This window comes from Amycolatopsis acidicola (assembly GCF_007713735.2).
In the GTDB taxonomy this organism is placed as follows: domain Bacteria; phylum Actinomycetota; class Actinomycetes; order Mycobacteriales; family Pseudonocardiaceae; genus Amycolatopsis_E; species Amycolatopsis_E acidicola.
This window is the reverse complement of record NZ_VMNW02000001.1, coordinates 1-20,232: the sequence shown is the minus strand read 5'-3', so window position 1 is coordinate 20,232 and position 20,232 is coordinate 1. Positions and strand designations below refer to the sequence as shown.

General features: G+C 68.4%; 22 protein-coding genes. 4 read left to right on the top strand and 18 right to left on the bottom strand.

Annotation, left to right across the window (positions count from 1 at the left end; genetic code table 11):
- Positions 1-85 precede the first annotated feature (85 nt).
- A complete protein-coding gene (mptB, locus tag FPZ12_RS00105; RefSeq protein WP_144745302.1) occupies positions 86-1,546 on the top strand; it encodes a polyprenol phosphomannose-dependent alpha 1,6 mannosyltransferase MptB in 1,461 nt (486 codons plus the stop codon).
- An 11-nt stretch (positions 1,547-1,557) separates the two neighbouring features.
- On the opposite strand, the gene FPZ12_RS46195 is transcribed toward mptB, so the two are convergent.
- The 3 genes from FPZ12_RS46195 to FPZ12_RS00095 are packed head-to-tail and all read right to left on the bottom strand — an operon-like array spanning position 1,558 to position 2,936.
- On the bottom strand, positions 1,558-1,719 hold the full coding sequence (locus FPZ12_RS46195; protein WP_243769591.1) for a hypothetical protein: 162 nt from the start codon (positions 1,717-1,719) through the stop codon (positions 1,558-1,560).
- The gene (locus FPZ12_RS00100; RefSeq protein WP_243769590.1) at positions 1,665-2,201 is read right to left on the bottom strand and encodes an NADPH-dependent F420 reductase; all 537 of its coding nucleotides are present in this window, start codon (positions 2,199-2,201) and stop codon (positions 1,665-1,667) included. Before FPZ12_RS00100 ends, FPZ12_RS46195 begins: the two co-directional genes overlap by 55 nt.
- The gene (locus FPZ12_RS00095) at positions 2,202-2,936 is read right to left on the bottom strand and encodes an SDR family NAD(P)-dependent oxidoreductase (protein ID WP_144745300.1); all 735 of its coding nucleotides are present in this window, start codon (positions 2,934-2,936) and stop codon (positions 2,202-2,204) included.
- A gap of 122 nt (positions 2,937-3,058) precedes the next feature.
- Here FPZ12_RS00095 and FPZ12_RS00090 point away from each other — a divergent pair, with 122 nt between their 5' ends.
- Positions 3,059-3,664 (top strand): TetR/AcrR family transcriptional regulator, encoded by a 606-nt coding sequence (locus FPZ12_RS00090; RefSeq protein WP_144745298.1) that lies wholly within the window; start codon positions 3,059-3,061, stop codon positions 3,662-3,664.
- Positions 3,665-3,675: 11 nt separating this feature from the next.
- On the opposite strand, the gene dnaB is transcribed toward FPZ12_RS00090, so the two are convergent.
- The 12 genes from dnaB to FPZ12_RS00030 all read right to left on the bottom strand — a co-directional run bounded on the left by dnaB (position 3,676) and on the right by FPZ12_RS00030 (position 13,213).
- Positions 3,676-5,085 (bottom strand): replicative DNA helicase, encoded by a 1,410-nt coding sequence (gene dnaB / locus FPZ12_RS00085; protein ID WP_144745297.1) that lies wholly within the window; start codon positions 5,083-5,085, stop codon positions 3,676-3,678.
- Between the two features lie 467 nt (positions 5,086-5,552).
- Entirely contained in the window at positions 5,553-6,335 is a 783-nt protein-coding gene (locus FPZ12_RS00080) for an ESX secretion-associated protein EspG (protein ID WP_144745295.1), read from the bottom strand.
- Position 6,336: 1 nt separating this feature from the next.
- Entirely contained in the window at positions 6,337-7,671 is a 1,335-nt protein-coding gene (locus tag FPZ12_RS00075) for a PPE domain-containing protein (RefSeq protein ID WP_144745293.1), read from the bottom strand.
- A gap of 17 nt (positions 7,672-7,688) precedes the next feature.
- The gene (locus FPZ12_RS00070) at positions 7,689-8,300 is read right to left on the bottom strand and encodes a DUF3558 domain-containing protein (RefSeq protein ID WP_144745291.1); all 612 of its coding nucleotides are present in this window, start codon (positions 8,298-8,300) and stop codon (positions 7,689-7,691) included.
- On the bottom strand, positions 8,297-8,710 hold the full coding sequence (locus FPZ12_RS00065; RefSeq protein WP_144745290.1) for a hypothetical protein: 414 nt from the start codon (positions 8,708-8,710) through the stop codon (positions 8,297-8,299). Before FPZ12_RS00065 ends, FPZ12_RS00070 begins: the two co-directional genes overlap by 4 nt.
- Positions 8,711-8,857: 147 nt before the next feature.
- A complete protein-coding gene (gene rplI, locus FPZ12_RS00060; protein ID WP_144745288.1) occupies positions 8,858-9,316 on the bottom strand; it encodes a 50S ribosomal protein L9 in 459 nt (152 codons plus the stop codon).
- A 16-nt stretch (positions 9,317-9,332) separates the two neighbouring features.
- On the bottom strand, positions 9,333-9,581 hold the full coding sequence (gene rpsR / locus FPZ12_RS00055; protein WP_144745287.1) for a 30S ribosomal protein S18: 249 nt from the start codon (positions 9,579-9,581) through the stop codon (positions 9,333-9,335).
- A gap of 36 nt (positions 9,582-9,617) precedes the next feature.
- On the bottom strand, positions 9,618-10,118 hold the full coding sequence (locus tag FPZ12_RS00050) for a single-stranded DNA-binding protein (protein ID WP_144745285.1): 501 nt from the start codon (positions 10,116-10,118) through the stop codon (positions 9,618-9,620).
- Positions 10,119-10,128: 10 nt separating this feature from the next.
- Positions 10,129-10,452 (bottom strand): 30S ribosomal protein S6, encoded by a 324-nt coding sequence (gene rpsF, locus FPZ12_RS00045; RefSeq protein ID WP_144745457.1) that lies wholly within the window; start codon positions 10,450-10,452, stop codon positions 10,129-10,131.
- An 80-nt stretch (positions 10,453-10,532) separates the two neighbouring features.
- A complete protein-coding gene (locus tag FPZ12_RS00040) occupies positions 10,533-11,408 on the bottom strand; it encodes a hypothetical protein (RefSeq protein WP_144745283.1) in 876 nt (291 codons plus the stop codon).
- A gap of 79 nt (positions 11,409-11,487) precedes the next feature.
- Complete coding sequence (locus FPZ12_RS00035) at positions 11,488-12,354, bottom strand: hypothetical protein (RefSeq protein WP_144745282.1); 867 nt, start codon at positions 12,352-12,354, stop codon at positions 11,488-11,490.
- A 76-nt stretch (positions 12,355-12,430) separates the two neighbouring features.
- The gene (locus FPZ12_RS00030) at positions 12,431-13,213 is read right to left on the bottom strand and encodes a hypothetical protein (RefSeq protein WP_144745281.1); all 783 of its coding nucleotides are present in this window, start codon (positions 13,211-13,213) and stop codon (positions 12,431-12,433) included.
- Positions 13,214-13,320: 107 nt separating this feature from the next.
- Here FPZ12_RS00030 and FPZ12_RS00025 point away from each other — a divergent pair, with 107 nt between their 5' ends.
- Positions 13,321-14,094: a deoxyribonuclease IV gene (locus FPZ12_RS00025; RefSeq protein WP_144745280.1), complete on the top strand. Its 774-nt coding sequence runs from the start codon at positions 13,321-13,323 to the stop codon at positions 14,092-14,094.
- On the opposite strand, the gene FPZ12_RS00020 is transcribed toward FPZ12_RS00025, so the two are convergent.
- Entirely contained in the window at positions 14,087-14,656 is a 570-nt protein-coding gene (locus FPZ12_RS00020) for a TetR/AcrR family transcriptional regulator C-terminal domain-containing protein (protein WP_144745279.1), read from the bottom strand. The two genes, FPZ12_RS00025 and FPZ12_RS00020, sit on opposite strands and share 8 nt — an antisense overlap.
- A gap of 69 nt (positions 14,657-14,725) precedes the next feature.
- Between FPZ12_RS00020 and FPZ12_RS00015 the strand changes: the two genes are divergently transcribed.
- Complete coding sequence (locus tag FPZ12_RS00015) at positions 14,726-16,162, top strand: FAD-dependent monooxygenase (protein WP_144745278.1); 1,437 nt, start codon at positions 14,726-14,728, stop codon at positions 16,160-16,162.
- Here FPZ12_RS00015 and FPZ12_RS00010 read toward each other — a convergent pair.
- Positions 16,125-17,678, bottom strand: a complete 1,554-nt coding sequence (locus tag FPZ12_RS00010) for a glycosyltransferase family 87 protein (RefSeq protein WP_144745277.1) — start codon at positions 17,676-17,678, stop codon at positions 16,125-16,127. The genes FPZ12_RS00015 and FPZ12_RS00010 overlap by 38 nt on opposite strands.
- Before the next feature lie 134 nt (positions 17,679-17,812).
- Positions 17,813-20,232, bottom strand: a 2,420-nt coding sequence (locus FPZ12_RS00005; RefSeq protein ID WP_341771176.1) for a transglycosylase domain-containing protein, incomplete at its 5' end; no start/stop codon positions are given.

The window sequence follows — 20,232 nt, the reverse complement described above, 5'->3', positions numbered from 1 at the left end:
CGTGCATGAGTGGCCGAACGAGGACGAGGGTTGGATAAACACTGACTTTCACTGTTTGTGATCACCTGCTCACCGGACCCGGCGCATGATGTTCGCCGGGAGGACCGCGGCCGCCGTGGGGCTGGGCGGGTCCGTGCTGGCCTCGCTCGGTGCGTTGGGCGCGGGTGCCACGCTGCTGCACGATCCGGTGCTGACCGGACCGTTGCTCGGCGCGGTGCGTTCCGGGCCGGGCAGGCTGATCGCGACCGTCCTGCTGTACCTCGGCATCGCCTTGCTGCTCGCCGCTTGGGTACTGCTGGGCCACTCGGCGCGCGCGGGCACGACGAGCGCACGCGACGTCGTGCGGACGGCCTGGATGTGGTGCGTCCCGTTGCTTTGCGCGCCACCGTTGTTCAGCACAGATCTGTACACCTACCTCGCGCAGGGCCTGGTGGCGCACGTCGGGCTCGACCCGTACACACACGTTCCCGCGGAACTCCCCGGCCCGATCACCGAAAACGCCTCGGGCGGTTGGCTGGCCATCTCGGCGCCGTACGGGCCGCTGCAGATCCTGCTCGTGAAGACCGTGCTCGCCGTGACCGGCGAACAGATCCTGGTCGGCGCTTTCCTTACCCGGCTGGGGATCGCGGCCGGACTGGCGTTGCTCTGCTGGGCGTTGCCGGTGCTGTGCCGCCATCTCGGCGCCCGGCCGGAACGCGCGTTGTGGCTGACAGTGGCGAATCCGCTGATGGTGCTGTGCGTGGTTTCGGGCGGGCACAACGATTTGCTGATGATCGGACTGCTCGCGGCCGGCACGGCGTTGGTGCTGACCGGTGCCCCGGTGGCCGGGTTCGTCTCGGTCGCGCTGGCCGCCGCGGTGAAGGCTCCCGCGGCCATCGTTTTGCCGTTCCTGGTCTGGGTTTGGGCGGCGCAGCGATCGGTCGGACGGGTATCGGGGCGCGTCTACTTCCCGGTGCTGGTTTCTTCGGTGTCCATCGTGGTCGCCACGTTCGGGCTGTGTTCGGCACTCGCCGGGGTCGATCTCGGCTGGCTCCGGACGTTGAGCGGGAACTCGGCCCTGGAACCGTGGCTGTCGATCCCGACCGCGCTCGGGAAGGTCATCGGGCTGATGCTCCACGATTCCCCGGACGTGATCGCGGTGTGCCGGGTGCTCGGCTGGATCGTCTTCGCCGGTCTGGTGGCGTGGCTTTGGTGGCGTTCGCGGGTGGGCGGCGCGGTCGCGGTCCGCGGGGCGGCGGTGGCGCTACTGGCGGCGGTCGTGCTGGCGCCGGTGGCATTCCCCTGGTACTTCGCCTGGCCGCTGGTGCTCGGCGCGGCGACCGCGTGGCCGGCTTGGCGCACGGCGGTCGCCGCCGCGGGCTCGACGTGGCTGGTCGTGAGCACCTGCCCTGACGGGAAAACCCTGCTACCGCCATGGGGATTCGCGGCCCTGTTCGTGGTCTCCGCCGGCGTCGGCCTGCTGACTGCACGCGGTGAATCCGCGCGCGTCGCCGAGGCCACAAGACCGATCACGATCTCGGCCGGAGCCCGTGGCTCAGGCGACTGATCGTTTGCGGCTCATCCGGGAAATTCGGTGACGCCCAGGGCGAAGTCCCAGTTCCCCACGCCGTGGCGGGCCAGGCCCATCGTGACCACGCCCGCACCTTCCAGCCAGTACGCCATCTTCAGGTCGCCGACGTCCAGCGGGCGCAGCCCGAGGCTCGCGATGAACGCCTCCACGCTCGCTTTGGCCTGTGTGTCGTCGCGGCGATGAAGACGACGGGGCGGCCCTTTTCCAGGACGTGGCGGAAGATCGTGTTGAACGCCTTCACCACGCTGGCGCCGGCCGGGGCAACCTTGGCGACTTCCTGCGCGATCGAGGTGTCCTCGCCGTGGGCCAGCCCGTCGCCCGCGGAATTGAATGGGTTGCTGATTTCGACGATGACCTTGCCCGCGAGGGCGTCTCCATAGTGGGCGACGACCGGAACGACGCTGGCGTACAACAGGGCCACGATCACGATGTCCCCGGCCGGGACGGCGCCCCACTGCCCCGTCGTGGCGCTGTCGCCGAGCGCCTTGGCCAGGTCAGCGGCTTTGGCCTGATCGCGGCCCATGATCTCGACGGTGTTGCCACCCGATACCGCCAGCGCGCCAATGGTGCGCGCCATGTTCCCGGTGCCGATGATGCTGATGCTGCTCGAAAAGGTTGACCTTTCCGCCACTCAGATCGCCGCGGTGCCGCCGTCGACGGTCAGTTCCATCCCGTTCACATAGCTCGAGTCGTCCGAGGCGAGGAACAGGGCGACCGTCGCGATCTCCTCGGGGTGGCCCATCGTTCCGCGCGGGATCAGGGATTCGAACTGCCGCTTCGTCGCCTCGTCGAACAGTTCCTCCTGTTTCGGCGTGGCGACCTGGCCGGGGGTCAGCACGTTGACCCGGATCCGCCTGTCCTTCAACTCGGACAGCCACACGCGGGCATAGGCCTGCTGCACGGCCTTGCTCGCCGCATACACACTCCACTCGGGATAGCCCTTGAGTGAAGCGTTCGACCCGGTCATGAAGATCGAGCCGCCGTCGTTGAACAGTGGCAGCGCTTTCTGCACCGTGAACAGCGTGCCGCGGGCGTTGAGCCCGAAGGTGGCATCGAAGTGCTCCTCGGTGATCTCGCCGAGCTTGCGCTGCTCACCCATGCCGGCGCTGGCCCACAACACGTCGATCGCGCCCTTTTCCCGCCTGACCGTGTCGAACAAGCGGTCCAGGTCGTCCAGATCGGCCGCGTCACCCTGCACGCCGGTCACGTTCCGGCCGATCAGTTCGATGGCGTCGTCCAGCGTCTCTTTCCGCCGGCCCGAGATGAAAACGTGCGCTCCTTCTTCGACGAACAGCTTCGCGCCGGCCAGTGCCAAGCCGCTTGTTCCGCCCGTGATCACCGCTACCTTGCCGTCGAGCTTGCCCATGATCACTCCGTTGCCTTGATGAATGATTAAGTAAACCGATCTGTGTGCCTAACGTAGCAGTCGATCAGTATGGACACAAGCTATGTACACCGGTCGTTACCCAGTTCGGCTACACTCCAGGCATGACGGAGTTGGAGAAGGGCCCCCAAGGCCGGCGCCGCGGCAGAGGCGCGCGCGAGCGCATCCTCAGCGCGTCACGACAACTGTTCCGCGAGCAAGGCATCAACCAGACTGGTATGGACCAGCTCTGCGCGGCCGCCCAGGTGTCGAAGCGCACGGCCTACCAGCACTTCGCCGGCAAGGACGAACTCGTCGCCGAATACCTGCGCCGATTCGATCCCGACGTCATGCCCGGAGTGTTCGACCGCACCGACCTCACGCCCCGCGAACGACTTCTCGCCGCCTTCGAGGCGCCCGCGAACGCGACAGAGGACGACGTCACGCCGCTGTGCCCCTTCATCGGAGCGGCCGTCGAAATCCACGACCCTGACCACCCCGCACGCCAACGCGCTCACGATTACAAGAAAGCTGTTGCCGCGCGGTTGGCCGAGACCGCTCGCGAAGCCGGCGCCACCAACCCCGAAGAGCTCGGCGAACAACTGGCGCTGCTGCTCGATGGCGCCTCGGCCCGCAACCGAGCCCTCAACGCCGAAACCTTCCCCACCGCCGCCGCCATCGCGGTCGTCCTCATCGACAACGCCGTCCCCAAGACAGCACCGAGCCAGTAGGCCCTAGCGCCTCAGCTCTGCGCGAGGTCGGCGAACCTGCTGTAGTGCAGCTGGTGGGCGACGACGATGGTGCTCGTCGGACCCGCACGGTGCTTGGCAAGGATCAGGTCCGCCTCGCCGGCGCGCGGGTCGTCCCGTTCCCACGCGTCCGGGCGGTTGATCAGGATGACCATGTCCGCGTCCTGCTCCAGCGAACCGGACTCACGAAGGTCGGACAGCATCGGGCGCTTGTCGGTGCGCTGTTCGGGACCACGGTTCAGCTGGCTGATCGCGATCACCGGCACCTCGATCTCCTTGGCCAGCAGCTTGAGCTGACGGGAGAACTCCGAAACCTCCTGCTGCCGCGACTCGACCCGCTTGCCCGACGTCATCAGCTGCATGTAGTCCACGACCACGAGCTTGAGATCGTTGCGCTGCTTGAGCCGCCGCGCCTTCGCCCGGATCTCCATCATGGTCATGTTCGGCGAGTCGTCGATGAACAGCGGCGCCTCGCTGATCTCGCTCATCCGCCGGGCGAGCCTCGTCCAGTCGTCGTCCGACATGCGGCCACCGCGCATGTCCGCCAGCCGGATCCTGGCCTCGGCGGAGAGCATGCGCATGACGATCTCGATGCGGCTCATTTCCAGCGAGAAGATCACGCTGCTCATCCCGTGCTTGATCGAGCACGAGCGGGCGAAGTCCAGGCCGAGTGTCGACTTACCGACACCGGGGCGGGCGGCGACGATGATCATCTGACCGGCGTGCAGCCCGTTGGTCACCTCGTCCAGGTCCATGAACCCGGTGGGGATGCCCTGGGCGCTGCCGCCGCGGGAGGCGATCGCGTCGATCTCGTCCATGGTCGGCTGGAGCAGTTCCTCCAGCGCGACGTAGTCCTCGGTCGTCCGGCGCTCGGTGACGTCGTAGATCGCCGCCTGCGCGCGGTCCACGACCTCGTTGATGTCGCCGCCGTCGTTGTTCGCGCCGTAGCCGTACTGGACGATCCGCGTGCCGGCCTCGACGAGCCTGCGCAGCACCGCCTTCTCCGACACGATCTCGGCGTAGTAACCGGCGTTCGCGGCGGTGGGGACCGTGGCGATCAGGGTGTGCAGGTACGGCGCGCCGCCGACCCGCGCGAGCTCGCCGCGCCGCTCCAGCTCGGCCGAGACGGTGATCGGGTCGGCAGGCTCCCCCCGGCCGTACAGGTCGAGGATGCAGTCGTAGATGGCCTGGTGCTTCGGGAGATAGAAGTCCCCGGGGGTGATCGCCTCGACCACGTCGGCGATGGCGTCCTTGGACAGCAGCATCCCGCCCAGCACCGACTGCTCGGCGGCCGTGTCCTGAGGCGGCTGCCGGTCGTAGTCACCACCGCGCCGTGGCCCGGGGTCCTCCTCTGGACCGGGATCGGGCGGAAAAGCGGGACCACGGTCGTCCGTCAGCGCCACCGCGCGGACACCTCCTCGTCAAGCGAACACCAGTTCGATTATGCCGCAGCCGCCGACCGGTGCCCACCACCGGGTGCCGGCATGTCGGCGGCCGCGACGCGTACTGCGAGCTACCACCAGGCGGGCAACTTAGATCCCTCGGAAGGAGCAAGGCAAACCCGCCTGTTGATCGTCTGGGGACACCTTGTGGATAACTTGTGGAAGGGTTGGCCGAACGAACCACACCCTCGGCTCAAGCTGTGTACAACTTGGGGACAAACACTGTGGGGTTCGGCAAACCTGCAGCTCAAACCCTGTGTGTAAGTTGTGGAAAACATTGGTGAAAACTCGTCGGCGTGTCGTGGCGGTTCGTCTGTTCGGCGTGTCGTGGATGGCGGAAAGCGCCCCTGGCACACCTGTCCTGTGGATAGGTGCTACGGAACGTAGACAGACCACTCGTTAGGCTGAGTGGGTGGAACGGCGCTAGCTCAGCCGAGCGCGCCCTGTGCGTTGCGTAACCGCTCGCCCAGCACCTGCGGGGTCGCCGGGGTGAACACCACGAGCGGATCGCCCCGACCTGGTCGTTCTTCCATCAGCCAGCGGCCTTCGGCCGTATCGACGAAGTTCAGCGGACGTTCACTGCGGCGGCGGCTCCCGCTGCGGTTCCGTGCCGCGACATACAGGCTGCCGGCGCCGGTGCGCGGCAGCTGCATGAGCCGTCGCATTTCCTTCGCCGGCTCCGGGGGCCGCGCCTCCCGGCCGGACTGCATCACCGGGAAGTCGCCATCCGGGCGCGCGTCGCGGCCGCTCTCGAACTCCGATTTCGTGGCGACCAGCGGCTGTCCGGCCCCGGGCCTGGCGTGCGGGATCTGGTTCACGAAGCCGATCAGCAGCTCTTCGGGACGTTCGGACGCCAGCACCACCGACTCGTCGCCGAGGTTGCGCACGAGAACGAACGCGCCCCCGCTGCCACTGCCCGCCAGCACCGCGAAGTTCGACGGCGCACCGGGGAACTGTCCCTCGAACCAGCCGTAGTACTCCAGCTGCGGCCGGGAAATCGACTCGACGAGGCCCAGCAGCCCGCGGTCCATCCCGCGCGGGCCCATCAGCCCGTGCTGGGTCAGCAGGTTGTTGACTTCCTGGTCGAGCTTGCGCTGGGCGCCTTCCTCGTACCAGACAGGCGTGCTCGACAGCACCGCGTGCGGCTCGCCGCCGCGGCGCCGGATCAGGTTGAGCACGATCGGGGTGGCGAGTTTGATCGGAGCGGTCACGTCACTCACCGATCACCGGCGGCGCGGTGAGCTCGTCGGTGCCGAACAGCTCGTTCGGGTCGTCGCCGACCAGGTACTTGGTCTGGTGCTCTTCGTCGTCGCCGCCCTGGCCCTTACCGCCGTGGCCGCCCATACCCGACAGCCCGCTGCGGCCGGCCGCGCCCGCCGAACCCGCGCCGACGCCGCCACGGCCGGCGCCCGCGGCGCCGCTCGCCGCGCCACCGGCCGCACTGCCTGTGCTGGAGCCACCGCCGAGCGCGCTGCCCGAGCCCGCCGGGCCGAAACCGCCCAGTGCTCCCGCGCCACCGACGCCGTAGCCGCCGCCGGAACCCGAGCCGCCGCCCGCTCCGGCGCCACTGCCGTAGCCGGAACCGGTCGGGCCGAACCCGCCGGTGCCGAAGTCGCTTCCCGACGTGCTCGGGGTGTACCCGGCCGCCGTGGTGCCGTCGTTGTAGCTCGGAGTGCTGGTGCCGGGCGTGTTGTAGCTCGGGATGTTCGTGCTCGGCGTGTTGTAGCTGGGCACGTCGCTCTTGCCGGTGCCGGGGATGTTGGTGCTGTGGCTGGGGATGTTCCCGGTGCTGGGCACGTTTCCGGTGGTGCTCGGCTGGAAGCCGCCCGTGTTCCCGGTGTTGCCGGTATTACCGGTGTTTCCCGTGTTCCCGGTGTTGCCGTCGTTCCCGTTCTTGTCCCCGCCGTCGGAGAACGTGTTGCCCTGCCACTCCTTGTACTGCGGCATCCCGGCCGCGTTCTGCGCGCTGGCCTGGTAGTAGGCGTTGAACGCCTGGACGTTCGTCTGGCCCTGCTCGTTGTACTTGTTGATCTCGTCGTCTTTGTCGCTGAACGGGTTGATGTGGTCCATGAACCCGGCGTGCGGCGGCGTCGCGGCGATCTCCTCGACCTTCGCGTGCGCGTTGTCGAACGCGTCGCCCTGGTTGGTCAGGTAGCTGCGGCTTTTGGTGAGGTTCTGCGCAGAGTCGTTCAGCCAGGTGCCGAGCGGATGCGCGCCGGCCTGCACCTGCTGCGAGGAGTCACCCTGCCAGGCCGCGTCCATCGCCTTGTTGATGTCGTCGATCTGCTTCGCCCGCGCCTCGTGGACGCCCTGCAGGGTGCCCGCGGCACCCGCGCCCTCGCGCAGCGAGTCGGAGTTGCCGCCGTGGATCTGCTCCCAGATCTGGCGCGCGTCGATCGTGCGGCCGCCGACGTTGGCCTGCTGCTGCTGGGCTTCGGGCCCCGAGAAGATGTCGACCAGCCCGCCGATCCCGGCGCCGATCAAGGTGCCCGCGCCGGGCATGATCACCGTGCCGACCTCCGCGCCGGTGAGTGCGCCGTTCCCCATGAGAACCCAACCCCCTCTTACTGGCCCTGCAGGTGAGTGATCATCGCGCCCGCGACGCGCGCCGTGACCGGGCACGGGTTCGACTTGTTCGGCCCGCTGCCGATCTGGGCGGACACCGAGACCGCGAGCTGGTCGGTCACGCCGACCCACAACGAGCAGTCGCCGATCGAGCGGGAGTCGTCCGCCTCGGCGTAGACGGCGGGATAGCCGCTCACCGTGGTCGGCTCGAAGTAGGCGAACTTGCTCTTGAGCGCGTAGGTGTCGCTCAAGCCGTTCTTGTTGCCGGTGATCGGCGAAATGTAGACGACGTTGAGCTGCGAGGTCGAGGACTTCCACTTGCAGTCGGGGCCCGTTTGGCTCGAGCCCTGCTCACCTGCTCCGGTCAGCCCCTGCTGCGTGACCTGGTCGGCGGACAGTGCCGTGCACGGGTTGGCGGTCAGGCTGTCCACCGGCAACGGCGAGGGCACCGACGGTGCGAGCTGGGCGGCGCTACTGCTGCCTGCCGCGGCCGACGAGCTGGAATTGCCCACCGGCGAAGGCGAACCGCTGTTCCCGGAGGAACAGGCGGACAGTGCGCCGGCCACGGCCAGGACAGCGGCTCCGAGTCGGACGGCCCGGATCTTGCTCATGTGATTTCCTGCCCCTGCTTCTGCGCGGCCGCGCGCGCGTCGTCCTCGGACTGTGCCACCTGACCGCTCGCTTTTTGCAGCGCCTGAATGTAGTTCTGGATGTAGGTGCGCATGCGCTCGTGCTGCGTCAAAAGTGTTTGCCCGGACGGATTCGCGCCCTGCTCGACGAAATCGCCGCTCGCGAACTCCTGGCCGGGTGGCTTGACCCCGGCGATGTTCTTGGCGTACGCGATGTCGTTGTTCACGTCATCCAGGAGGGCCTGCCACTTGTTGATGACGCCCTGCACCTGGTCCGGATCGAACTTGTAGCCCCCGGAACCGCCGTTGTTGCCGACCTGGATGGGCGCCGGCGGCGGTACCGAGGTCAGCGTGTCGACAGGTGCCGAGGCGGACTGCGCCGGCTGCGTCATCCCGAGCTCCCCTTTTCGCTATGCCCGCATCCCCATCCGCGGCGAGATCAGCAGCTTGGATGTTATCGCAGCGAGTACGGTTCCCGTACGGGAAAACACGAAGGCCCCCTCCCTGATCGGGAAGGGGCCTTCGCTGCGGCTCAGGGCCTACTGACCGGCCTTGATCTCCAGCCGCACGCCCGCCTCGACGGTGGGGTGCAGCTTGGCGCTGACCTGGTGCTTGCCGACGGTCTTGATGTGCCCGCCGGTCTCGATGATGCGCTTGTCCAGCAGCGGGCCGCCGGCGGCCTTGATGGCCGCGACGATGTCGCCCGTGGTGATGGAGCCGAACAGCTTCTTCGAACCCTCGGCCGCCTTCGCGACCAGTTCGACGGTGCCGAGCTGCTCCAGCTGGTTCTTGACCTCCTTGGCGTGGTCCAGGTCCCGGATGCGCCGGGCCTCCTGGGTACGCCGGATGGTCTGCACGTTCTTCTCCGCGCCCTTGGTGGCCACGATCGCGTAGCCCCGCGGGAGCAGGTAGTTGCGCGCGTAGCCGTCCTTGACCTCGACGATGTCGCCGGGGCCACCGAGGTTGGCGACGTCGGTGGTCAGAATGATCTTCGCCATTGCGACATGCCTCCCTTTAGCGCGCGGTGGACGTGTAGGGCAGCAGTGCCATCTCGCGGGAGTTCTTGACCGCGATGGCGATGTCACGCTGGTGCTGGCTGCAGTTGCCGGTCACGCGCCGGGCACGGATCTTGCCGCGGTCGGAGATGTACTTCCGCAGCAGGTTCGTGTCCTTGTAGTCGATGAATTCCGGGCGGCCCTTCTGCTCCGCCTTGCAGAACACACAGACCTTCTTCTTTGGCTTGCGAATGGGTGGCTTGGCCACGGTAATGCTCCTGGTAATCCGAAAAAGAGTGGTTGGTTAGAAAGGGGGCTCGTCCGCGAAACCGCCCCCACCGCCGCCTCCGGCGGGCGGGGCCGAGCCCCAGGGGTCGTCCGCGGGCGCGCCGCCGCCACTGCCTCCGCTGTAGCCGCCGCCACCCGAGGGACCCGAGCCGCGGCTGACCTTGTTGACCTTGGCGGTGGCGTAGCGCAGCGACGGACCGATCTCGTCGACCTCGAGTTCGACGACGGTCCGCTTCTCGCCTTCCTTGGTCTCGAACGAGCGCTGCTTGAGCCGGCCCTGAACCACGACCCGCGCCCCGCGGGTCAGGCTCTCGGCCACGTTTTCCGCGGCCTGGCGCCAGATGTTGCAGCGCAGGAACAGCGCCTCGCCGTCCTTCCACTCGCCGGACTGGCGGTCGAAGGTGCGCGGGGTGGACGCGACGGTGAAGTTCGCGACCGCCGCACCGGACGGGGTGAAGCGCAACTCGGGGTCGGCGGTCAGGTTGCCGACCACTGTGATGACGGTGTCTCCGGCCATGTCCGCCGCCTCAGGCCTTCGCCGCGACCTTGGCGGCCTTGCGCGGGGCGACCTTGCGGACGACCTTGGTGCGGAGCACGTTCTCCTGCAGCGAAAGCTGCCGGTCGAGCTCCTTGACCGCGTCGGGCTCGGAGTTCAGGTCCAGCAGGGCGTAGATGCCCTCCGCGTGCTTCTTGATCTCGTAGGCCAGGCGCCGCCTGCCCCACACGTCGACCTTCTCCACGCTGCCGCCGGACGTGCGGATCACGTTGAGGAACGTGTCCAGCGTCGGGGCGACGGTGCGCTCGTCGAGAGTCGGATCGAGGATGACCATTACCTCGTAATGGCGTGACACAACCACTCACCTCCTGTGGGCTCGCGGCCACGGACTGTCCGTGGCAGGAGGGTTTGTCGAGGTACCAGGGTAGCTGGCCGCTACGACACCTTGCGCAGCACCCACGTCCGGACCAGCGCGGCGCTCACGCCGGCCAGTGCGACCACGGCCAGCAGCATCGGCAGCTGCACGGTCTGCGCGGAGGAATCGTCGGCGAGCGCGTTGGCGTTGCCCGCGTTCCGCACGTCGGTCTGGCCAGCCGAGTTGCCGGGCAGCACGCCGATCTCGGGGGTGGCGGCGCCGGACATCGGGGCGCTGGAGGGGTAGCGGTCGCCGGGCGAAAGGGCGATCCCGGGGACCGCGGCGGGGATGTTGCCGTAGTCGCGCGGCGGCGCGGTGGCGGAGCCGGTGCCGGCGACCGAGCCGGCGGAACCCGTGTTGGGCACGGTGGCCGGGGCGGTACCGCCGGTGCCCGCGCTGGGCAGCCCGGTGGTCGTCGTGAAGTTGCTGGCGTACGTGGTCAGCCCGCAGCTTCCGGTGACCTTGTTCTTGATCGAGTCCAGCGTCTTCTGCTGCTGGTCGGGACCCCACCAGCCGAGGCCGTCGGCGCCCTTGAGCGCGTCGTTCACCGCGGCGGCGACGTTCTCACCGGTGACGGTTCCGTTGGCGGCGTTGGGAATCGAGCCGACGGTCAGCGCACCCTTGGCGGTGATCTCGTTGGCGAGCTTGTCCGGGTCCACGCCGCCGAGGAAGACGTTCTGCTCCTGCGCGCCCGCCTTGACCAGCCCGGCGACGTCCTTGCCCTGCACCGCGACCGTGTCGCCCATGTTGCCGACGACCGTGCCGGTGCAGCCCTGGGAAAGCACCGTGCTCGCGGAGGCGGAACCGGTGAACAGCCCGCCGGTGAACATCGCGGCCAGTGCCGATGCGATGACCACCTTGCGGGTCTTCCTGGTCAGGTCGGACCGCGTTGGCATCCGCACGGGCACTGTCCTCCAGTGGTCGCAGGCGTCGTCGTCATCCGAAAGAGACAACGAAAAGCAAGCGCCGAGGATACTAGCGGGTAGCTCCGCGGAGAACCCACGTGCGTACCAAAGCCGCGCTGACGCCGGAGAGGCTGAGCACCGCGATCAGCATCGGCAGCCCGAGCGGCCCGGGCGCGCCGCCGGCCGTGCCGGGCAAAGCTTCCGCCTGACCTGCGTTCTGCACCGAACTGTTGCCCTTGCTCCCGCTGTCGCCGAGCGCGCCGACTTCCGGCGCGTAGCCGGGAATCTGCCCGCCGTAGCGGACGCCGGGTGACGGAGCCCACAGTCCGGCCAGCGCGTAGGGGATGTCGCTGTAGTCCCGCATCGGTGCGTAACCGGAGGAACCGAAGGGCAGCAGGGCGAAGGTGGACGGGTCGCCGCCCAGCACCGGGCTCGTGGAGCCGGGGATGGTCGCCGGAGTGCCCGCGTTGCCGTTCCCGCCGGAGGGACCGGTCTGCGGTGAACCGCCGTTGCTCGGCGGGTTCTGCGGGGCGGGCTGCTGCTTGTTCCCGCCGGAGCCGGTGGCCTGCTGGACCGCACCCGTGACTCCGTTGGTCGTGCCTTTCACCGCGTTGTCCACCGCGCCCGCGACCGGGGCGCCGACCACGGGCACCGGAGCGACGACGGTGTCCACGACGTTGACGGTGATCTGGCAGAGCCCGGTGAGCAGTCCGCCCACGATGGAGGTGAGACCGTCCGTAACCGTCTTCAACCCGAGCGGGGTGCTGAGCACGTCACCGGGGTGAACCGTGACCGTGTCCCCGCATTTCGCCGAAACCGTCGATGTCGACGCCGGCGTGGCTGCCGAAGCCGTGCCCGAAGTGGCCAAAACGGCCGACCCGGCCAGGATGAATGCGGTCGCGCCGACCGCGGCTGCCTTGCGAGTTCGATCCTGCATGCGACGGGACCTCCAGTGCGTCACTCACTGAGATAACGACGGTAACCGAGAGGTGTGACGCACGCAGAGCGGAAAATCAGGTGATCTTACGCCGTAACCAGGTGTGAGCGAGACCGGCCACCACCAGTGCGAGAGCCACCGCGGCCAGCAACAACGGCAGTTTCGCGGGCCCGGCGGAGTCGGCGGGCATGGCCTGTGCGGTCCCCGAATCCTGCGCCAGTGGGGCCGGTGCCGTCCCAGTCGGTGGGACCATTCCCGGGGCGAGCGCGCTGATCGGGTTCTGCCCCGCCAGCGCGGCGAGGTCGAGGCCTGCCCACGGCGAGGTCATGGTCAGCGGGTAGTTCGCGAACTGGAAGCCGCCGCCGGTCAGGTTCTCGTTTGTGGTGGGCTGCTGCGGCGTGGTGGCGGGTGGAGTGGACGGCGGCGCTGGCTGTGTCGGCGCCGGCGCGGGTGCGCTCGGATGCGGCACGTCCTTCGGCTCACCGGACAGCAGGCTCTGCGTGGTGGCGCCCAGCGTGTTCGCCGTGTCCTGCGCGGCAGGGCAGACGACCTTCGCCGTCAGGTCGCCGACGAGCGGGATACCGCCGATCCCGAGCGTCTTCACCGCGTCCGCGGCCGGGATCTTCACCAGGCCGTCGGCCTGCGTGCCGGTGCCGACGGTGAGCGCCTTCGGGCTGTTGAGCAGGGCGCCGGCGTCCACGGTCAGCGGTTTACCGGAATCGTCCTGGAAAGTGGCCGTGCAGTTGCCGTCGACCACCGGCGCCGCCGTGTCCGCCGAGGCGACGCCGGGCAGTGTCACCGCGGCCGAGGCCATGAGCAGAAACCCGAGCGCGCCGATCCTGACCGTGGTCTTCCCCATGCTTCGCTTCCCCCTGGCGTCGCCGATCCACGCTGGTTCACGGAACGCGTTCAACCTACTTCATCTCCGTGAGCGCCGGAGTGCTCGCCCGGTTGTAGCGTGGCCGCATGCAGATCGGTGCACACATCCACGACGAGGATCCGCTGGCCGGCGGCCGCGAGCGCAACGCCGACGTGGTGCAGTTCTTCCTCGGTGACCCGCAGGGCTGGAAGAAGCCGGTGCCACCGGTGACAGCGGCCGAAGTGGCGGAGTCCGGGCTGGGCGTGTTCATCCACTCGCCCTACGTCGTGAACGTGGCTTCGCTGAACAACCGGATCCGCATCCCCTCGCGCAAACTGGTCATCCAGCACGCGACCGCGGCGGGCGAGATCGGCGCGCGCGGGCTGATCGTGCACGGCGGTCACGTGCGCAAGGAGGACGATCCCCAGGAGGGCCTGACGAACTGGCGCAAGCTGTTCGAGCGGCAGGCCGCCGAGGGCGGGTTCGCGGTCCCGGTGCTGATCGAGAACACCGCGGGTGGGGACGGCGCGATGGCCCGCCACCTGGACATGCTGGCCAGGCTGTGGGACGAGGTCGGCGAGTTCGGCGCCGGGTTCTGCCTGGACACCTGCCACGCGTACGCCGCGGGCTGGGACCTGGGCGACGTGGTGGCGAAGGTCAAGGCGATCACCGGCCGGATCGATCTGGTGCACCTGAACAACTCGCGCGACGAGTTCGGCTCGACGAGGGACCGGCACGCCAACGTGGTCGAGGGCGACGGCACGATCGAGGCCGACCAGCTCGTCGAAGTGGCGCGGGCGGCGGACGCGCCGGTGCTCGTGGAGACCCCGGCCGCCGGTCAGTCCGCCGACATCGCCTACCTGCGAAAAGCGCTCAGCTGAGCCAAGTTCGCGCTCCGGCGAGGACGAGTTCCAGCCCGGCGGCGAACGCCTCGTCGACATTGCCGGAGAGCACGCCGGTGTCCGCGTAGCGCTCGTCGCGTTCACCCGGTACCGGGTACACAGCCTGCTCTTCGATGGTGAACCCGACGACGTAGCTGTACACGGTCATGAGCACGCGTTGCGCGCGCGCGGCCGGGAAGCCTGCGTCGGTCAGCTGCCGCAGCCCGCCTTCGTGGGGCAGGGTTTCGTCGGTGTAGTACGTACCTGAGAAGACCTTCGCGCCGTCGCGGTAGCGCAGCATCATCGCGCGCGCCTGTTTCGCGTTCCGCGTAAGCGATTCCGCCCAGTCTCCCGTCTGCGGCTGTTCGGGCGAAGCGGCGTCGCGGACCATCTGCGTGGCCATCTCGTCGAGCAGTTCCTGCTTGTTCTTCATGTGCCAGTACAGCGCGGGCGCCTTCACCCCGAGCTCCTCGGCGATCAGCCGCAGGGTCAGCCCGTTGAGGCCGACGTCGTTCAGCAGCTTCAGCCCGGCGCGGGCGATGTCCTGCCTGCTCAACCCCATGCTTGACACCTTAACATCGTTAGAGGCATCCTTAACGTCATTAAATTTAATCTCGTTAAGGAGAGGGCGATGGACGCGGACGTGATCGTGGCCGGCAGTGGGCCCGCCGGGTTGATGCTGGCCTGTGAACTCGCACTGGCCGGGACGGACGTGCTGGTCATCGACAAGCTGGCCGAGCGCAGCGGGCAGAGCAAGGCGCTCAACCTCCAGCCCCGGACAGCCGAAGTACTCCAGTTGCGCGGGCTGCTCGACGAGGCCGAAGGCCGGTCGCTCGGCCGCGTTTCCCAGGGGCATTTCGCCAAGCTCGTCTTCGACTACGGCGTCCTGGACACTCGTTTCCCGTTCCAGGTCGGCATTCCGCAGGGCAGGGTCGAGGCGGTGCTGGAAGAAAGGCTCGGCGAACTCGGCGTCACCGTGCGCCGCGGTGTGGAGCTCGTCGACTTGACCCAGGACGAGCGCGGGGTCGAGGTCACGGTCGCGGGTTCGGACGTTCCGCTGCGGGCGCGCTACCTCGTCGGCTGCGACGGCGGCCGCAGCGTGGTGCGGAAACGGCTGGGCGTTGGCTTCCCCGGGGTGGACGCGCGGAACTTCGGCACGGTCGCCGACGTCGTGCTCGCCGGGGAGTCCGCCGACGTGCCGAAGGTCTGGAACTCGATGCTCAACCTCGGCCGGGAACGGGAGGACGGCGCGTTCGCCCACTTCATCCCACTTTCCGAGCCGGGCCTTTACCGGCTCGTGTACGCGGATCCCGCGTTGGAGATCGAAGATCAGCGCGCACCGGTGCCCGCGGACGAACCCGCGCGGATCGTTCGCCGGTTCTACGGTGACGAGATCCGGGTCGGCGAGGTCCGCTGGGCCTCGCGCTACAGCGACGCATCGCGGCAGGCCGAGCACTATCGCGTCGGCCGCGTGCTGCTGGCGGGCGACGCCGCGCACATCCACCTGCCCGCCGGCGGTCAGGGGCTCAACCTCAGCGTGCAGGACTCGATGAACCTCGGGTGGAAACTCGCCCTCGTGGTCGCCGGCAGCCAGCCCGAGTCCTTTTTGGACACTTATCACGCCGAACGGCATCCGGTCGGCGCGGGGGTCATCGCCAACACCAGGGCGCAGGCCGTGCTGATGAGCCCCGACCCGGAAGCCCGTGCGCTGCGCGGCATCTTCGACCGGCTGCTGCACACGCCGGACGGGGAGCGCGAGATCGCCGGGATGGTGTCCGGCCTGGACATCCGGTACGAGCTCGGCGACGAGCACGAACTGGTCGGCTCCCGGTTGCCCGACCTCGACCTGCCCGCCGGGATCTTCCGCGACGGGCACGGAGTCCTGCTCAGCACCGACGACGAGATCCTCGCCGAGGCGCGGCCGTGGGCAGGCCGCGTCGAAACCGTGCGGATGGCCGAACTGCCCGGCGCGGAAGCGATCCTGGTGCGCCCCGACGGCTACGTCTGCTGGGCCGCGCCCGGCAAACCGGTCACTGGGGCACTGGCTGCCTGGTTCGGCGCGGCTTGATCACGAACACGTCGCGGGCGCGGTCGAGCACCCCGCCCGCGGGGTCGTCCACCCCGTCGAAGCGCACCTTGTCCTTGTCCGGCCGGTAGATCTCGCGGACCACCAGCGCGCACAGGCCGACCACCGCCAGGTCGCGCACGACGACGAAGCCGAGGAACCAGTCCTCCGGCAGTCCCTTGTGGTCGGTGCCGAGGTAGTAGAACATCCGCGGCACCCACACCAGCGCGTCGACGAGCATCCAGCCCAGCAGCAGCCGCCAGCGCGGGATCGCCAGCACGGCCAACGGCACGAGCCACAGCGAGTACTGCGGGCTCCACACCTTGTTCGTCACCAGGAACGCGGCGACCACGAGGAAGCACAGCTGCGCCAGCCGGGGCCGCCGCGGGGCGGTCAGCCCGACGTACGCGATTCCCGCGCAGCACAACAGGAACAGCACGCCGCTCACCGCGTTGAGCCACGTCGGCGTCTGCCCTGGCTGCAGCGGTCCGTCGAACCCGGCCCAGCCGGTGAAGTACGAGATCACGTTGTACAGCGAGTCCGGGTCCATCCCGCGTTGCGCGTTGAGCCGGAAGAACTCGCGCCACCCCGCGTTCAGGCTGAGCGCGATCGGCAGGTTCACCGCCAGCCAGACCACGACGGTGGTGCCGGCCGTCTTCGCCCACTCCCGGAACTTGCCCGCCCGCACGCACAGGATCAGCAGCGGGCCGAGGAAGAACAGCGGGTACAGCTTCGTCGCCGCGCCGAGCCCGAGCAGCACGCCCGCGAGCACGGGTTTTCGCCGCGCCCACGCGAGCAGTCCGGTGGCGGCGAACGCGGTGGCGAGGGTGTCGAAGTTGGTGAAGGCGTGCACGAGCACCAGCGGGGAGATCGCCGCCAGCGCCATGTCCCACGGTCTGCGGTTCGCCGTCCGGCCCACTGCCCAGACCGTCACCAGCCAGGCGGCGGCGAGCCAGAACGCGGTGATGTTGAAGTAGATCGCGACCGGCAGAGCGCCCGGCAACCAGCCGGCGCTGGAGATCGCCGTCCAGCCCGCGGTGAGTTTCGCGTTGACCCACTGGAACAACCCGGTGAGCACCGGGTACTCCATGTAGCGCACCTGCGCGCTGGGCGTGCCCGCGTTGTCCACCCAGCTCGTCTTGTACGGGAAGGTGCCGTCCTGGTTGAGCCGTTCCGCGCTGTAGAGCGGCACGATGTCGGAGTAGCACATCGCGACGTACGGCCGCCCCGCCCGCCAGTCGAGCTGGTTCTGCCCGCTGTCGTCGGTGTACTGCTGGATGCAGCTGGCCTTGCCGAACCAGCACAGCATCAGCGCGAGCACCGCCATCGCGAGCCCGACCCGCTGCGGGGTCCAGAACCAGTGCCTGCCCACGGCCGCGTGTTCGCCGAGCGGCCCGCCGATCGGTCTGCTCGCGGCGGCGACCAGTGGCTCTTCGCGACTGGGCGCGCTCCGCTCGCCGGGCGTCAGCGACGCCGGCGCCGGTTCGGCCGGGTTCTCCTGCTCGGTGGGGCTGGACACGCGCGCGATGTTACGGCCCGTCACGTGGGTTTCGGCTGAAGGCGGCCGGAGTCGTGTCCATGATCGTGCGCCGGTGACAAAACAGGCGGCGGGCTTTGCCGCCCGCCGCCTGTTCCGAAGGTGTGCCGTCCGGCTCAGCCGCCGCCGCCCCCGCCGTTGCCGAGGTTGTTGCGGCCGTCACCGGTCGGGAAGAGGATCCCGCCCGGCGTGCTCGTCGTGGTCTTCCGGCTCGGCGTCGTCGTCTCGGACGTCGGCGGCGTGCTCGGCGGCTGCGTCGGGGTCGTCGGCTGCTGGGTGTTGGTGTTCTGCGTCGTCGTCTTGGTCGTCGACGACGCGTCGTCCGTACCCGCCGTGGCCGTCTTGCCGATCGGGTCCACCGTCGAGAACTTCTCGCTCGGTTTGCCCTTCAGGTAGTTGTTCATGAACTCCTGCCAGATCTGCGCGGGGAGCCCGGTACTGCCGATCGCCTTTCCGCTCTTGTCCTTCAGCTCGTTGTTGCCACCGGTACCCACCCAGGACGACACCGAGATGGACGGGGTGTAGCCGACCATCCACACCTGCGAGTTACCGGTCGCCGACGTGGTGCCGTCCGGCGCGACGTACTGCTGCGTACCGGTCTTGCCGGCACATTCGTGGCCGGAGGGGCACTTGAGCTTCGAGAAGTCGATCACCGGCTTGAGCGCGTCGGTCACGTTCCCGGCGATCTGCTTGCTCTTGGCCGCGTTGTTCGCCGCGAACGCCGGCGCCGGGTTGCTCGGCGCCTGGTACACCACGTTGCCGCCGGGGTCCGTCACCTTCGTGACGAAGTGCCGGTCCATCCCGATCCCGTCGTCGGCGAAGGTGGCGTACGCCGAGGCCATGTCCAGCGGCGTGACCTCGGTGGTGCCACCACCGAGCGAGATGTTGTTGTCCAGCGCGACCTTCGGGTTGTCCACGCTCTTCACCCCGGCCTCCGACGCGGCGTCACGCACGGCCTGCCAGCCGGTCGTGTTCGCCACCATGTCGAAGAACACGGTGTTCGTGGATCTCATGGTCGCCTCGGCGACGGTGCACTGCTGGCTGCAACTGTTGGACGCGCCCGCGTTTCGCACCGTGCGGGAGCCGAACTGTCTCGGTGAGGTCCCGTCGTAGGTCTCCCCCAGCCCCTTGCCCATCTTCAGCAGGGCTGTGATGTCGAAGGCCTTGAAGGAGGAACCCGGGTTTCTCGTCGTGTTCGCCCAGTCCGCGGCATCCGTTTTGTCGTTCGGCCCGCCGTAGTAGGCGAGCACGCCTCTCGTTTTCGGATCGACGGCCACGAGCGCTTTTCTCAGCTCCGCCGGCTGGCCCGCCATGTACTTGTTGACCGCGTCCGCGGCCATCTGCTGGGCCTTGGGATCGATGGTCGTGTAGATGTTGTAGCCGCCGGCCTGCAGCTTCTCCTTGGAGTAGCCCGCCGCGTCCAGTTCGTCCTCGACCTGACCCTGGATGAACGCGTTGGGTCCGGTGATCGCCTGCGGTTTGGTCTGGTCCTTGGGCAACGGGGTCGGGAACTGGGCTGCCTGCCGTTCGGCCTGTGGCAGCCAGTTGTACTTGACCATGTTGTCCATCACGTAGTTCCAGCGCCACGACGTGTAGTCGGTGTTCTCCGACTTGCTCGGGCCCTGGATCAGACCGGCCAGCAACGCGGCTTCCGACGCCGAGAGCTGCGAGGCGTCCTTGTTGAAGTACGCGTGCGCGGCGGCCTGGATGCCGTAGGCGTTCCGTCCGAAGTAGACGATGTTCAGGTACGCCGTGATGATGTCCTCTTTGGACTGTGTCTGGTTCATCTTGAAGGACTTCACCAGCTCCGTCGCCTTACGGGTCAGCGTCGGGGCTTCGTTCTCGGTGGCCTTCTTGACGTACTGCTGCGAAATCGTGGAACCACCGCCGCTGCCGCCGGTGACCTGGTTGTAGGCGGCGCGCAGGATGCCGATCACGTCGAAACCGTTGTTGGTCTCGAAGGTGGCGTCCTCGGCGGCGTACACGGCGTGCTTGACGGTGTCCGGGATCTGCCCGGCCTTGAGGATCTGCCGGTTCCCGGTGTCCGGGACTTCCTTGCCCATCACCGTGTTGTCGCTGTAGTAGTACGTCACGACCTGGCTCTGCTGGGCCAGCACTTCGTCGGGCGTCGGCACGTCGACGAAGAAGTAGGCGATGGTGAAGGCGAGCGCGGGCAGCACCACGAAGAAGCCGAACAACGCGTAGAGGGTGCGCCGGACGATCTTCCACCGGCGTTTCTTGCGTTGTTTGGGCGTCAGTGCCGCCTTGTCCTTCTTGCCCTTCTTCTTGCCGTCCGCGTCCGCGCCGGCCTCGTCGTCGTCCGGACCGAACTCGTTGAACCTGGTCTGGTCCTCGTCGTAATCGTCGTAGTCGTCGCTGTAGCCGGCACCGGCGCCGAGTGCGTCGTGGGTCAGCAGACCCGGCTCGCGCTCCTCGGGATTCGGCGGGCTGGGGGGCGGGCGGTAGCCACCGCGCATCGGCCGCTCGCCGCCGGGCCCCTGCGGTCCGGGGCCTTGCGGTCCGGGACCTGTCTCTT